This window comes from Microbispora sp. H10836 (assembly GCF_012999525.1).
GTDB lineage: Bacteria > Actinomycetota > Actinomycetes > Streptosporangiales > Streptosporangiaceae > Microbispora.
Genome location: NZ_JABBWU010000014.1, coordinates 42,585 through 56,511 on the forward strand (window position 1 = coordinate 42,585; position 13,927 = coordinate 56,511).

Sequence of the window (13,927 nt, forward strand, 5' to 3'; positions counted from 1 at the left end):
TCGCCCCGCGAGTGCGGCATCCGCCGCGAGGACCAACAGGCGTAAGCCCGCAGAACGACGGGCGCGCCCCCGCCTCCGACCTGGAAACGATCAACCGCGCATGGCGGCGCGTACGGCCTCGCGCATCGCGGCGTGGACGGCCGCGTTGCGCGCCCGGTCGGTGCGCGCCTCCACCAGCCGCAGGCCGTCCCCCTTGATCGCCCTGGACAGCTCCTCGGGATCATCCACCAGCGTGTACGGCAGGCCGCTCGCGGCGGCCAGGTAGCCGAAATCCACTCCGTGGGGGGTGCCGAAGACCCGCTCGAACGGGTCCTCGATCGCGACCTGCGGCAGCAGCGAGAAGATCCCGCCGCCGTCGTTGTTCACCACCACCAGGCACAGGTCGGGCCGGGGCTCGCGCGGGCCGAGGATCAGCCCGTTCTGGTCGTGCAGGAGAGTCAGGTCGCCGATCAGCGCGTACGCCGGCCCGTTGTGGGCGAGCGCGGCCCCGACGGCGGTGGAGACCAGGCCGTCGATGCCCGAGGCGCCCCGGTTGGCCATGAGCCGCAGCCCTCGCCGCGGGCGCATGGCCTGGTCGAGGTCGCGGATCGGCATGGACGAGCCGCAGAACAGCAGCGACCCGTTGGGCAGCACCTCGGCGAGGTCCCTGGCCAGCCGCGGCTCGGTCAGCCCGGAGGAGTCGAGCACCTCATCGAGCGCCTCGCGGGCCAGTCGATCGGCGTTCCGCCAGGCACGCAGCCAGGCGTCCCCTCCCGCGGCGATCGGGATCTCCACGGCCTGGGCCACCTGGGTCGCCGAACGCGTCGGGTCGGGCCATCGGGTCAGGTCGGGGGCCACGACGATGTGCTCCTCGGCCCGGCGCAGCCACGACAGCAGCGGGCGCGAAAGCCCGGGGCGGCCGAGGGTGACCACGACGTCCGGCCGGTGGGCGTCGGCCCACTCCTGGTCGCCCAGCAGGAAGTGGTAGGTCGAGATCGCGTGGTCGCCGTACCGGCCGCCGCCGTTGGGCTCCGACAGCACGGGCCAGCCCGCCATGCCCGCGGCGGCGACGTACCGCCGCACGTTGGCGGCGCCGTCGCCGACGACCAGCACGCCGCGCCGGGTCGGCGGGATGTGCAGGGCGGCGGACGGCGGCGCGACCCGCGCCCTCATCCACGCGCCCGAGGCGTCGCCGTCGAGGGGCTCGCACCAGCTCGCGTCGCCGTCGGGGATCAGCGGCTCGCGGAAGGCCACGTTGAGGTGGACGGGGCCGGGGTCCGGCGGGCCGGCGGCGCGCTGGCAGGCCCGGCACACCAGGGACCGCCAGTAGGCCACCTGGCCGGGCCGCTCCTCCGGCACACCGACCTCGGCGAACCAGCGCACGGCCGAGCCGTACAGCTTGACCTGGTCGATCGTCTGGTTGGCGCCGGTGCCGCGCAGCTCGGGCGGCCGGTCGGCGGTCAGCAGGAGCAGCGGGACCCCCGACTCCGACGCCTCGATCACGGCGGGGTGGAAGTTGGCCGCCGCCGTGCCGGAGGTGCAGACCAGAGCCACCGGCCGCTCGGACCGCTTGGCCAGGCCGAGCGCGAGGTACGACGCCGAGCGCTCGTCGACGCGTACGTGCAGCCGCAGCCGCGACTCGCCGTGCGCGGCGAGCGCCAGCGGCGCGGACCGGGAGCCCGGGGCGAGCACCACGTCGGTGACCCCGCACCGCACCAGTTCGTCGATCAGGACGGTCGAGAGAGCGGTCGCCGGGTTCACCGCCGCGCCTCCAGAACGCCCCGGCCGGCCCGGTTTATGTCCACCCGCCCGTCTCCTCCCGTTCCCGCAGCCGCAAGCGTACGGCAAAACGGAGAGGCCGCCGCCATTCCGCGGCCTCTCCCGGAGCCCGTCAGGGCCGGCGGGGATACTTCGAGAAGTCCGGCTTGCGCTTCTCCTTGAACGCGTCGCGGCCCTCCTGGGCCTCCTCGCTCATGTAGTAGAGCAGCGTCGCGTCGCCGGCGAACTGCTGCATGCCGGCCGCGCCGTCGGTCACCGCGTTGAGCGCGCCCTTCAGCATGCGCAGCGCGAGGGGCGACTTCTCCAGCAGCTCGCGGGCCCACTGGACGGTCTCCTCCTCCAGGCGCTCCACCGGCACGACGGCGTTGACCAGGCCCCACTGGAGCGCGGTCTGGGCGTCGTACTGACGGCACAGGTACCAGATCTCGCGGGCCCGCTTGAGGCCCACGGTCTCGGCGAGCAGCCAGGAGCCGTACCCGCCGTCGAACGAGCCCACCTTGGGACCGGTCTGGCCGAACTTCGCGTTGTCGGCGGCGATCGTCAGGTCGCAGCAGACGTGCAGCACGTGGCCGCCGCCGATGGCGTAGCCCGCCACCATCGCGATGACCGGCTTGGGGCAGCGGCGAATCTGCACCTGCAGGTCCAGGACGTTGAGCCGGCCGATGCCGTGGGTCTTGTCGTCCACGTAGCCGTCGTCGCCGCGGATCTTCTGGTCGCCGCCGGAGCAGAACGCCCTGTCCCCGGCGCCGGTGAAGATGATCACACCGACCTCGGTGTCCTCCTGGGCCCGGTCGAAGGCCTCACGGAGCTCGAACAACGTCGTGGGGCGGAAGGCGTTGTGCCGCTCGGGGCGGTTGATCGTGATCTTCGCCATGCCCTCGGCGGTCTCGTAGATGATGTCCTCGTACTCGCCCGACCGCTTCCAGTCGACCCCGCTCGTCACACCCGCTCCTTCGTCGTCACCTGCCAGGCGGCGACCTGCGGCCACCGCGCCGGGACTAACCTTACGACCGTGCTCAGCCCTCCCGGACACCGCCCAGGACAGCGACCCGTGCACGCCCTCGTCCTGCCACCGGGGCCCGCCCTGTCGGAGGCCGTACGGCAGGCCCTGACCGGCGACGGACCCGCCGTTCTGCCGCTGTCCCCGGATCTGCCCGGGCCCGCGCTGGAGGCGACGCTCGCCGCGCTGCGGCCGACCCACGTCGTCACCGCCGACGGCGTGCGGCGCGAGCCGGACGGGGAGCCGTCCGACGCGGCGCTGATCATCGCGACCTCCGGCTCCACCGGCGCCCCCAAGGGCGTGGAGCTGACGGCCGAGGCGCTGCTCGCCTCGGCCCGGGCCTCGCTGGCCAGGCTCGGCGCCCGCGAGGGCGACCGCTGGCTGTGCTGCCTGCCGCCCTCGCACATCTCCGGCGCGCAGGTGCTCATCCGGTCGCTGCTGTGCGGCACCGAGCCGATCGTCCATCCCCGCTTCTCCCCCGCCGAGGTCATCGCGAGCCGGGCCGACTACGTCTCACTGGTCCCCACCCAGGTGCGGCGCGTGCTCGACGCGGGTGCGGACCTCACGGCCTTCCCCGTGATCCTGCTCGGCGGGGCCGCCGCTCCCGCCGGCCTGCTCGCCGAGGCCGGCGCCGCCGGACTCCGGATCGTCACCTCGTACGGCATGAGCGAGACGAGCGGCGGGTGCGTGTACGACGGCGTGCCGCTGGACGGCGTCGAGGTCAAGATCGGCGGCGACGGGCGGGTGCGGATCTCGGGCTCGGTGCTGTTCTCGGGCTACCGGCTGCGTGAGGAGCGGCCCTTCGAGGGCGGCTGGTTCGTCACCTCCGATCTCGGCTCGATGGAGAACGGGCGGCTCACCGTGCTCGGCCGGGCCGACGACGTGATCAACACCGGCGGCCGGAAGGTCGTGGCCGGCGCGGTCGCCGAGGTCATGGCCGGGCATCCGGCCGTACGCGACGTCGTGGTGGTGGGCAGGCCCGACCCCGAGTGGGGTGAGATCGTGGTCGCCGTCGTGGTTCCGGGGGACGCCCGCGAGGTCACGCTCGACGAGCTGAGGGGCTTCGCCAAGGAGCGGCTGCCCGCCTACGCCGCGCCGCGTGCCGTCGAGCTGGTGTCCCAGATTCCCCTCCTTCCGAACGGCAAACCGGATATGGTCGCTCTGAAGAACCGGAAGTGAAGATCCGGAACCGTGGGTGACCGTCGTGCGTCTATGAGAGCGGGGGAAGGGGACGCCGCATGCAACCGATCCGCCTCACGCCGGCCCACAAGATGATGGCCTCCGCCGTGCTCGTCGGCGTCGTCATCGTGGGCGGAGCGTCGGTCACCGCGGCCGCGTTCGCCGGGCGCCTCGATGATGTCGCCAAGGTGGGCGACACCCCCGCCGCCAAGCTCGGCCCGGCGGGTCGCGGCCACGAGGGATCGCGCGAGATCCTCCCGGCCGACTCCGGCCGCGGCGGCTTCACCGGACCGAGGTCCACTCCCGACCCCGACGTGGTGTCGGAGGCGCTCACGGACGACCCGGACGGGGTCGCCGGCTACTGGACCTCCGAGCGCATCGAGGACGCCGACCCCATGCCGATGCCCGAGGTCAGCGTCACCATCATCCCCGACTGACAGCACCTACCGGCCGGGCCGCCCGGCCGGATCCACCGCCCTCCCCCGCGGGGTGAGGGAACAAACCAGGCGCGAGAGCGTTATTGATACTGGTGCGCTGAGCCGCCGGACGCCGCGCCCCGATCGCAAGCATTCGAAACCATGAACTCCGCAAGGAGGAGGTGTCCTCATGCCCCGGACCGCCGTGGCGGCCTCGCCCGAGCGCGAGGTGACCCCGACGACGCTCGACCTGCTGCTGGAGCGAGGCCGTGCGCAGGGTCGCCTTTCCCTGTCGGAGCTGCGCGAGGCCTTCGCCAAGGCCGGCGTCAGCCCCGTCGAGGGCCGCTCGATCCTGCGCGAGCTGACCGAGGCGGGCGTGAACCTGGCCGCCGACACGGACAACGGCGCGCCGGGCGGCACCGCCCCCGCGGGCACCCAGAAGGGCAAGGCTCCCGCCAGGAAGTCCCGCCGCGCCGCCCAGGCCGAGGCCGCCAAGAAGAGCGCGCCCGCCGCCAGGAGCGCCGCGAAGAAGACCGACGAGGAGCCTTACGACGAGGAGCTCCAGGTCGACGAGGCCGAGACGGAGGAGAGCGCGACGCTCGACCTCGACGACACCTCGTCGGTCATGGGCGACTCGGTGCACACCTACCTGAAGTCCATCGGCCGCCGCACCCTGCTCACCGCCGCCCAGGAGGTGGAGCTGGCCAAGCGCATCGAGGCCGGGCTGTACGCCGAGTACAAGCTCGAGACCGCCCTGGAGAGCGGCGAGCGCCTCGCGCCGGGCGTCCGCGAGGACCTGGAGTGGGTCATCGAGGACGGCAGGCGGGCCAAGGACCACATGCTGGAGGCCAACCTCCGCCTGGTCGTCTCGGTCGCCAAGAAGTACACCGACCGCGGCATGGCCCTGCTCGACGTCGTGCAGGAGGGCAACCTCGGCCTGATCCGCGCGGTCGAGAAGTTCGACTACACCAAGGGCTACAAGTTCTCGACGTACGCCATGTGGTGGATCCGGCAGGCCATCCAGCGCGGCTTCGCCGACTCGGCCCGTACGATCCGGCTGCCCGTCCACGTGCTGGAGATGCTGTCGAAGCTGTCGCGCGTCGAGCGTGACATGCACCAGCGGCTCGGCCGGGAGCCCACGCCGGAGGAGCTGGCCGTCGAGCTGGACAAGACTCCGGACCAGATCGAGGAGCTGCTGCGCACCAGCCGGCAGCCGATCAGCCTCGACTCGACCATCGGCGAGGACGGCGAGACCCGGATCGGCGACCTCATCGAGGACGTCGACTCCCCCGAGGCGTCCGAGGTCGTGGACCGGCAGCTGCTGGCCGAGCAGCTCAAGGGCGTGCTGAGCAACCTGTCGCCGCGCGAGGCCAAGATCATGAGCCTGCGCTTCGGGCTGGCCGACGGCAAGCCGCACACGCTGGACGAGATCGGCAAGCACCTGGGCCTGACCCGGGAGCGGATCCGCCAGCTCGAGAAGGAGTCGCTGTCCAAGCTGCGCCACCCGAGCAACACCCGTCCGCTGCTCGACTGGGCTAGCTGAGATCTGGGCCGGCTGAGCGCCGCCTGATCCGGACATGAGTATGGCCCGCGTCCCCGTGAGGGGGGCGCGGGCCGTACGGCTTTCAGGCCCCCGGCTGGTCGTCCCGCCGCCCGCCCCGGAGCCTGCGCAGGAAGGTCCACAGCGCGGACCGGGCGGCCGGGCGGTCGCCGGCGGCGGGGGCGCCGGACGGCTGCCGCCCACCCTCGCCGCCCGTGCTCCCCGGGCTATCCGTGCTGCCCGAGATACCCGCATCGCTCCTGTCGCGCGGCCCGGACGCCGGCCGCACCTCGTACTGCACGGGCAGGGCGCGCAGCGCCCGCATGAAGGGAGAAGGGCGCCAGGGCAGCTGGTCGGGCGGCAGCGCGAGGCCCAGCGCCGCGAACCGCTCGAGCAGCCGGCGCACGGCGATCGTGGTGATCTGGGTGGCCAGTCGCCGGCTCGGGCATCGGTGCGGGCCCGCGCCCCACGACAGGTGCGCGCGGGTGCTGCGCACGGTGTCGTCGCTCAGCGCGGAGGCCATCCGCGGGTCGGCGTTCGCCGCCGCGACGGACAGCAGCACGGGGTCGCCCGCGGCGATCGTGAAGTTCCCCAGCTTCGCCTCCGCCCTGGCGTAGCGGAGGGTGACGTTGGCGATCGCCGGTTTCAGCATCGCGACCCGGTTCACCACCTCCTCGATCGCCCCCGTCGACAACGCCGCCCGCAGCCGCGGGTTGGTGATCATCTCGACCACCGCGTTGCAGATCAGACTGCCGGTGAAGTCGAGGAAGGCGGGCAGCAGGAACAGCTCGCGGGCCAGCTCGTCGTCGGTGAAGTCCGGCTTGGCGGCGAGCAGGTAGGAGGGGACGTCCTCGCCGGGCCGTCTCCGCTTGACCGTCGCGAGTTCCAGGAAGGTGGCGTAGAGCCGCTGGAACGCCCCGCCGGAGTCAGGGCCGTCCAACAGTCGCCACAGGTCCATCACCAGATTGTCGCCGCGGTCGATGCTGATGCCGAACAGGTGGCCCGCGACCATCAGCGGCAGCAGCCGCCCGTACTGCGCGCACAGGTCCGCGAGCCCCGTGGACGTGCCCTCCGTGATGACGTCGACGAGCTCGTCGCAGTAGCGCAGGATGGCGCGTTCCATCGCCTGCGCCTGCGGATGAGCCGGGTCCTGGTACGGCCGGAGGGCGGCGTCCCAGGCCGCGCGGCCCTCGCGATGCCTGTCCCCGTCCTGGAACCCGGTATTGTCCGCCGCGAGCAGGGTCAGCGGCGGCCAGTCGGCGGGCACGCGGCCCTCGGCGAACGCCCGCCAGTTGGCCACGCACTTGCTCCAGCGCTCGCCCGCGTTCTGCAGGACGTGCAGCACCTCGTCGTAACCGAGGACGAACCACACGGGCACACCGAGGAGATCGACCGGCGCCACAGGGCCGTAGGTGCTCCGGAGGCGTTCGTGGACGAGCGCGGGTTCGGTGTCGTACTCCCTGGTGATCAGGGGTTCCAGCGGTGACGACGACAGCGAGTCGGGGATCAAGGGGACGACCTGCCTTCCTGGCCCCGAGCCCCTGACGCTCGGCTCGGGTGTGAGGCGGAATCGTAGACCTTCGCGGCTCCCTTGTCAGGAGCCGCGATCACCGTCGTCGCGCCTGCGGGGCCGTACGCCGGGCCGGTCCAGACGCACAGGCCAGACGTGCGGGCTCAGCGACCGGCGGCGGCCAGGCCCTTGCGCACGTCGCGCGGGGTCAGGCGGGCGGGGTCGCCCGTCTTGCCGGCACGGGGCACCCTCGGGATGCCGCTGAGGCGGTGCGCCTCGCGCAGCGTGCGCAGCCGGTTCACCTCGTCGGTCCACAGCGCGCCGTCGGGGGTGGCCCTCGCCTTGCGCCGGGCGATCCTGCTGTCGTAGGACTTCACACCGTACGTGGCACGCTGTCCCGCCTCGGCGGCGCGCAGCGCCTCGGTCAGCGCCGCGTCGAGGCCCAGGGCCGCCTCACGGAGCTCGGGGAGCGGCGCGCCCGCCGCCTTCGCCTCCTGGAACCGCCGCTGCGCCGCCCGGAGCTTGTCCAGCACGTGGTCGAAGTTCTTCCGGGTCTCCAGATCCGCGTGGTAGCGGACCTCCGCCTCCCGGCTCACCCGCGGACGGAAAAACGCCATCGTCAGCCCCTTCGTATCGGCTCGCGCATCGAACTCACGTCGCAAGCGGTAGCGTACGCGCTCCGCACGGAGGCCCGTACCGCAGGGTGCGTCGCCCTTTACGAAGTAAGGCTCGATATGGCAGCATGATCGCTATGCCTGCCAAGCGACCGCCCGTCCCCCTGTCCCGGGAGCGGATCATCGACGCCGCCCTGCACATCGCCGACGGCCAGGGCCTGCGCCGGCTGACCATGCGCAGGCTCGGCGACGCCCTCCAGGTGGAGGCCATGGCCATCTACCACCACCTGCCGCGAGGCAAGGAGGCGCTGATGGACGCCCTCGCCGAGCACGTGACGACCGTGGAGGTCGACCCGGCCGGCGCCGCCACCTGGCAGGACAGGGCGCGCGCCTGGGCGCGCGCGAGCCGCGCCGCGCTGCTGGAACACCCGGGGGTGCTGTCGCTGGCCCTGACCAAGCCCCCGAAGGGGTCGGCCCTCATCGCGATCAGGGAGCAGACCGAGCAGCTGCGCGAGGCGGGGATCGGCGACCCGGCCCGGGCCGTCCGCGCGCTGCGGGCCTACGTGCACGGCAGCGTGGCCGTGGAGGTCCAGCAGTCGGGGTGGGCCGATCCGGACGCCGAGGTACGCGACGCGCGCACCGCCGAGGGCGAGCGCGACTTCGAGCACGGCCTCGACGCGCTGATCGCCGGACTCGGCGGCTGAGGCACCGGATATCCGGGCCGTCCGCATCGATCCCGCCCGGCGACCGAAATCTGTGATCTCCCGGTTACCGGGCCGTCGGCGTGTCGAGGCCGGACCGTTGCCTGCAATGGGGCATTCTTGTGTACTAGGTCACATCAGTGCGCGCGAGCCTGCTCGGGGTGCGGCCGGGTCCCCTGCCCGACCGGCGGAAATGCTCCGAACGGACTATGTCGTACGGATGCGGCCGAGCCGCAAACTGGTGTAGTCCAGTGTGGTGTTCGTCATACCGAGCCCCTCGCACCCTGAACGAGGGCACTCGTGACGGCGCCCACGGGACGCCCGCAAGACAAAACGAGCGAACGAACGAAAAGACACGGAGCCCCGGCGATGTGCCCTCATGAACCGGCCTGTCCCACCGCGGACGCGAAGGACCGAGAAGCCGCCCGCACGATAGCCTGTCACCCCGAGCAGGGCTGGAGTCTGCTCTGCAACGGTGTCGTGCTGTTCGAGGACACCGGCGAACTGCTGCCGGACGGCGGCGTCATCGCCCCGCATCGCCCCACCGACATGGCCATCAGCGCCGCCTAGGCGGCAACAGCCACCGCGCCACCACCTCGCCCACCCGGGCGGGGTCCTTCTTGAACTCGTGTCCCTCCCCCGGGAGGACCACGAGACGTGCGGCGTCCTTCTCGTCCGGCACGCCGAACGGATCCCGATCCCCGTTGACCACGAGCACGGGGGTCCCCGCCTGCCGCAGTTCGTCCGCCCGTGAGCGTTCCGGCTTCCCCGGCGGGTGCAGCGGGAACGCGAGCGCCACCACCGCCTCGGCGCCGGCGGCGCGCGCGGTGCGGCAGGCGACCCGCGCGCCGTTGCTCCGCCCGCCCTGGACGAACGGCAGGCCCGGATGGCGCTCGCGGATCGCGGCGGCGATCGACAGCCACGCCTCGTCCTGCTTGACCGCCGACCCCGGCGCCCGCGCGCCGCGCAGCCGGAACGGCTGGATCACCCGGACGACCGTCCCCCCGGCGGCCAGGACCGCGTCACGTACGGCGAGCAGGTCGGGGGCGTCCACACCTCCCCCGGACCCGTGGGTCAGGACCAGCAGCAGCCGGGGATCGGACGCCTCGTCCACCTCGGCCAGGGCGCGGCCGTGCGGAGTCTCGATCTCCATGCGGGTGACGGTAGCGGGTCCGACCGGAGCAGGAGGAGGCGACCCTCCGATCGGAGGATGGCAGGCCGCCGCGGAAAGGGCCAGAATGTGATGGTGCCGGACATCGCATCGCAGCCGTCGCCCGCGACCGGGCGCCCCGTCCCCCCGCCGCCTGCGGCGCCCTCGACCCGCGAGGACCTGCGCGCCGTCATGGCGGCCCGCCGCGACCTCGGCCCGGAGTACGAGGACGCGCTGGTCGAGTCGTTCCTCGACAAGCTCGACGTCGAGATCGCCGCGCGGGTACGCAACGAGGTGGCGGCCCAGCTGCACCACCAGCCCCCGGGCAACCAGCCCAAGCAGAAGGACGGCGCCGTGGGCCTGGCCCTCGGCTCACTCGGCATCGGCATCCCGCTGACCGCCATCGCGGCCGGAGCCGGGCACTTTCCGGGGCTCCTGCTCGCCTGGGGCGGGATCATCGCGGTCAACTTCGCCTACGCCATCAGCCGCCGCAATCAGCGCTGAGCCCTGCCCGGCGGATCAGGCCTCCACGACGCCTTCCATGGCGGGGCGTACGTCCCGCCCGAGGCGCAGCCGCACCTGCTCGGCGAGCGCCGCATCGGGGTGATCGAGGCCGTAGCGCCACACGGTCTCCGCGTCGCCGTCGCGGCCGCGCAACGGCAGCGTACGGGCCAGTAGTTCGATCGCGAGCGCGCCGGTGCCGGCGTCGGCCCCCTCTTGGCGGCTGTCCTCCACGGCCCCGGCGAACTGCGCGCACGCCATCTCCAGATGGGCCATGCCGAGCAGCACCCGCAGGCGCGCCGGGTCGGCCACCACGCTGACCGACAGCGCCTCCAGCAGGACGTCGGCGGCCCGCTCGGGCTCGCCGTCCTCCAGCAGCCGCTCGGCCATGCGCTCGACCACGACGGACAGGCCCTCGCCGGCCTCGCCGCGGTCCGGCGCGGCCTCGTCCGCGGCGAGCTCCGCGAAGATCGCGGCCGCGCCGTCGAGGTCGCCGCTCTCGGCGAGCCGGCGCGCGTGGTCGAGCCGGTCGGACCGCCGCCCGGAATCGATGGCCGTCATACAGGGGCCTCGCATGGTCGCAGATGATGAGGAACGATCACCGCGATCTTAACGAGACCGGCCGCCGGGCGGGGCCGACATACTCAACTGATCAGTCCTCGTAGGCCTCGAGGGGCGGGCAGGAGCAGACGAGGTTGCGGTCGCCGTACGCCTGGTCGATCCGGCGCACCGGCGACCAGTACTTGTCGTCCCGGAGGCCGGGCACCGGGTAGGCCGCGACCGCCCGCGAGTACGGGTGGGTCCACTCGTCGGCGGTGAGGCACTCGGCCGTGTGCGGGGCGTTTCGCAGCGGGTTGTCGGTCTTGTCGAACTCGCCCGACGCCACCTTGGCGATCTCGCCCCGGATGGCGATCATCGCGTCGGCGAAGCGGTCGAGTTCGGCCAGGTCCTCGCTCTCCGTCGGCTCGATCATGAGCGTTCCGGCGACGGGGAACGACATGGTCGGCGCGTGGAAGCCGTAGTCGATCAGGCGCTTGGCCACGTCGTCCACCGTGACGCCGGTCTCCTTGGTGATCTGGCGCAGGTCGACGATGCACTCGTGGGCGACCAGGCCGTCCCTGCCGGTGTACAGCACCGGGTAGTGCGGCGCCAGCCGCCGGGCCAGGTAGTTGGCCGAGAGGATCGCCTGCTCGGTGGCCTGCCGCAGCCCGTCGCCGCCCATCATCCTGACGTACGCCCAGGAGATCGGCAGGATGCCCGCCGAGCCGTACGGCGCGGCCGACACGTGCGCCGGGAGGTGCTCGGCGAGGTGGGCCTTGACGGCCACCGGGCCGACCCCGGGCCCGCCGCCGCCGTGCGGGATGCAGAAGGTCTTGTGCAGGTTCAGGTGGGAGACGTCCGCGCCGAACTCGCCCAGCTTGGCCAGGCCCACCAGCGCGTTGAGGTTGGCCCCGTCCACGTAGACCTGCCCGCCGGCCTCGTGCACCCGCTCGCAGATCTCGACGATCGTCTCCTCGTACACGCCGTGCGTGGACGGGTAGGTCACCATGATCGCGGCGAGCGCGTCGCGGTGCTTGTCGATCTTGGCGGCGAGGTCGGCGAGGTCGACGTTGCCGTTTTCGTCGCAGGCCACCACGACCACCCGCATGCCCGCCATGACCGCGCTCGCGGCGTTGGTGCCGTGCGCGGAGGACGGGATGAGGCACACGTCACGGCCGTCCTCGCCCCTGGAGCGGTGGTAGGACCTGATTGCCAGCAGCCCGGCGAACTCGCCCTGGGACCCCGCGTTCGGCTGGATCGACACCCGGTCGTAGCCGGTGACCTCGGCCAGCCAGCCCTCCAGCGTCGCGATCAGCTCGGCGTACCCCTCGGCCTGCCCGGCCGGCGCGAACGGGTGGATGGAGGCGAACTCCGGCCAGGTGATGGGCTCCATCTCGGTGGTCGCGTTGAGCTTCATCGTGCAGGAGCCCAGCGGGATCATCGAGCGGTCGAGCGCGATGTCCTTGTCCTGCAGGCGCCGCAGGTAGCGCAGCATGGCCGTCTCGGACCGGTAGGCGTGGAACACGGGGTGCGTGAGGTAGTCCGAGGTCCGCTGCAGACCGGCGGGGACGGCGTCGGGCGTCACCCGGTCGAGGTCCTCCACCACGGCCGGCTCGACGCCGAACGCATCCCACACGGCCCTAAGGTGACCGGTGGTGGTCTTCTCGTCGCAGGCGACGCCGACGTGGTCGTCGTCCGCGAGGCGCAGGTTCACGCCCCGCTCGGTGGCGGCGGCCACGACCTGAGCGGCCCGCCCGGGCACGCGGGCGAGCACGGTGTCGAAGAATTCGTCGTGGACGACCTCCACGCCGCCCTCGCGCAGCCCGGCGGCGAGGACGGCCGCGTGGCGGTGCACCCGCTGGGCGATCCTCTTCAGGCCGTCCGGCCCGTGGTAGACGGCGTACATGGACGCCATGACCGCGAGCAGGACTTGCGCGGTGCAGATGTTGCTGGTGGCCTTCTCGCGCCGGATGTGCTGCTCGCGGGTCTGCAGGGCGAGCCGGTAGGCCGTGCGGCCGTCGGCGTCCACCGAGACGCCGACCAGACGGCCCGGCATCTGCCGCTGCAGCCCCTCGCGGACCGCCATGTAGGCCGCGTGGGGACCGCCGTAGCCCAGCGGCACCCCGAAGCGCTGGGAGGAGCCGACGGCGATGTCGGCGCCCTGCTCCCCGGGGGACTCCAGCAGGGTCAGCGCCAGCAGGTCGGCCGCGGCCACGAGCTGCGCCCCCTGGGCGTGGGCCCGCTCGGCGACCGCGCGGAAGGACGCCACCCGGCCGCTCGCGCCCGGGTACTGGACGAGGACCCCGAAGCACTCGGGCAGCTCACCGGTGAGGTCGGACTCCACCAGCGTGATGCCGAGCGGCTCGGCGCGGGTCGCCAGCACGGCCTTGGTCTGCGGCAGCGCGTCGGCGTCCACCACGAACACGTCGGTCTTGACCTTGCTCGCGCGCCGGGCCAGCGTCATCGCCTCGGCCACGGCGGTCGCCTCATCCAGCAGGGACGCGCCGGCGACGTCGAGGCCGGTGAGGTCCGACACGACCGTCTGGAAGTTCAGCAGCGCCTCCAGCCGCCCCTGCGAGATCTCCGGCTGGTACGGCGTGTACGCGGTGTACCAGCCCGGGTTCTCCAGCACGTTGCGCAGGACGACGCCCGGCGTGATCGTGTCATGGTAGCCGAGGCCGATCATGGGGGTCAGCACCCGGTTGCGGCCCGCGAGGGCGCGCAGTTCGGCCAGGGCCTCGGCCTCCCCCACCGCCTCGGGCAGGTTCAGCGGACCGCGCGTGCGGATCGCCTCGGGCACGGCCACGGCGAGCAGGTCGGCCACCGACTCGTAGCCGACGGCCTCGAGCATCCGGGCGCGGCCGGCCTCCGAGGGGCCGATGTGACGGGTCGCGAAGGGCGGAGCGGAAAGATCGCGGAGCGTGGACCGATCGGTCATGACAGGGGCCTCCTGGACGGGTCGAGACCTGCGGCGACCGCCCGGCGCCCTGTGTGGCGCGGCCGGTCGTGAAGCGGTCT

13 protein-coding genes are annotated in these 13,927 nt (G+C 72.9%); 6 read left to right on the plus strand and 7 right to left on the minus strand.

Annotation, left to right across the window (positions count from 1 at the left end; genetic code table 11):
• Nucleotides 1-90: 90 nt before the first annotated feature.
• The gene (gene menD, locus HHX30_RS24745; protein WP_169984377.1) at nucleotides 91-1,740 is read right to left on the minus strand and encodes a 2-succinyl-5-enolpyruvyl-6-hydroxy-3-cyclohexene-1-carboxylic-acid synthase; all 1,650 of its coding nucleotides are present in this window, start codon (nucleotides 1,738-1,740) and stop codon (nucleotides 91-93) included.
• 130 nt (nucleotides 1,741-1,870) lie between these two features.
• A complete protein-coding gene (gene menB / locus HHX30_RS24750; protein ID WP_169984378.1) occupies nucleotides 1,871-2,701 on the minus strand; it encodes a 1,4-dihydroxy-2-naphthoyl-CoA synthase in 831 nt (276 codons plus the stop codon).
• Between the two features lie 108 nt (nucleotides 2,702-2,809).
• On the opposite strand from menB, the gene HHX30_RS24755 reads away from it, so the two are divergent.
• The 3 genes from HHX30_RS24755 to HHX30_RS24765 all read left to right on the plus strand — a co-directional run bounded on the left by HHX30_RS24755 (nucleotide 2,810) and on the right by HHX30_RS24765 (nucleotide 5,896).
• Nucleotides 2,810-3,937, plus strand: a complete 1,128-nt coding sequence (locus HHX30_RS24755) for an AMP-binding protein (RefSeq protein WP_169984379.1) — start codon at nucleotides 2,810-2,812, stop codon at nucleotides 3,935-3,937.
• Nucleotides 3,938-3,996: 59 nt separating this feature from the next.
• Complete coding sequence (locus HHX30_RS24760; RefSeq protein ID WP_169984380.1) at nucleotides 3,997-4,374, plus strand: hypothetical protein; 378 nt, start codon at nucleotides 3,997-3,999, stop codon at nucleotides 4,372-4,374.
• A gap of 169 nt (nucleotides 4,375-4,543) precedes the next feature.
• Nucleotides 4,544-5,896, plus strand: a complete 1,353-nt coding sequence (locus tag HHX30_RS24765; RefSeq protein WP_169984381.1) for an RNA polymerase sigma factor — start codon at nucleotides 4,544-4,546, stop codon at nucleotides 5,894-5,896.
• Between the two features lie 82 nt (nucleotides 5,897-5,978).
• On the opposite strand, the gene HHX30_RS24770 is transcribed toward HHX30_RS24765, so the two are convergent.
• Nucleotides 5,979-7,403: a cytochrome P450 gene (locus tag HHX30_RS24770; RefSeq protein WP_169984382.1), complete on the minus strand. Its 1,425-nt coding sequence runs from the start codon at nucleotides 7,401-7,403 to the stop codon at nucleotides 5,979-5,981.
• Between the two features lie 164 nt (nucleotides 7,404-7,567).
• A complete protein-coding gene (locus HHX30_RS24775; protein ID WP_249350410.1) occupies nucleotides 7,568-8,020 on the minus strand; it encodes a hypothetical protein in 453 nt (150 codons plus the stop codon).
• A gap of 134 nt (nucleotides 8,021-8,154) precedes the next feature.
• On the opposite strand from HHX30_RS24775, the gene HHX30_RS24780 reads away from it, so the two are divergent.
• On the plus strand, nucleotides 8,155-8,721 hold the full coding sequence (locus HHX30_RS24780; RefSeq protein WP_169984383.1) for a TetR/AcrR family transcriptional regulator C-terminal domain-containing protein: 567 nt from the start codon (nucleotides 8,155-8,157) through the stop codon (nucleotides 8,719-8,721).
• Nucleotides 8,722-9,087: 366 nt separating this feature from the next.
• Nucleotides 9,088-9,288, plus strand: coding sequence for a DUF5999 family protein (locus HHX30_RS24785; RefSeq protein WP_169952435.1), 201 nt, complete (start codon nucleotides 9,088-9,090; stop codon nucleotides 9,286-9,288).
• Here HHX30_RS24785 and HHX30_RS24790 read toward each other — a convergent pair.
• Entirely contained in the window at nucleotides 9,275-9,871 is a 597-nt protein-coding gene (locus HHX30_RS24790) for an alpha/beta family hydrolase (protein WP_169984384.1), read from the minus strand. The genes HHX30_RS24785 and HHX30_RS24790 overlap by 14 nt on opposite strands.
• Before the next feature lie 93 nt (nucleotides 9,872-9,964).
• Here HHX30_RS24790 and HHX30_RS24795 point away from each other — a divergent pair, with 93 nt between their 5' ends.
• Complete coding sequence (locus HHX30_RS24795; protein ID WP_169984385.1) at nucleotides 9,965-10,372, plus strand: hypothetical protein; 408 nt, start codon at nucleotides 9,965-9,967, stop codon at nucleotides 10,370-10,372.
• Between the two features lie 15 nt (nucleotides 10,373-10,387).
• Here the strand turns inward: HHX30_RS24795 and HHX30_RS24800 are convergent, their stop codons facing one another.
• Both HHX30_RS24800 and gcvP read right to left on the minus strand, forming a co-directional pair.
• Nucleotides 10,388-10,930 carry a hypothetical protein gene (locus HHX30_RS24800; protein ID WP_169984386.1) on the minus strand — a complete coding sequence of 181 codons (543 nt, stop codon included), beginning with the start codon at nucleotides 10,928-10,930 and terminating at the stop codon, nucleotides 10,388-10,390.
• A gap of 91 nt (nucleotides 10,931-11,021) precedes the next feature.
• The gene (gene gcvP / locus HHX30_RS24805) at nucleotides 11,022-13,847 is read right to left on the minus strand and encodes an aminomethyl-transferring glycine dehydrogenase (RefSeq protein WP_169984387.1); all 2,826 of its coding nucleotides are present in this window, start codon (nucleotides 13,845-13,847) and stop codon (nucleotides 11,022-11,024) included.
• Between the last annotated feature and the right edge of the window lie 80 nt (nucleotides 13,848-13,927).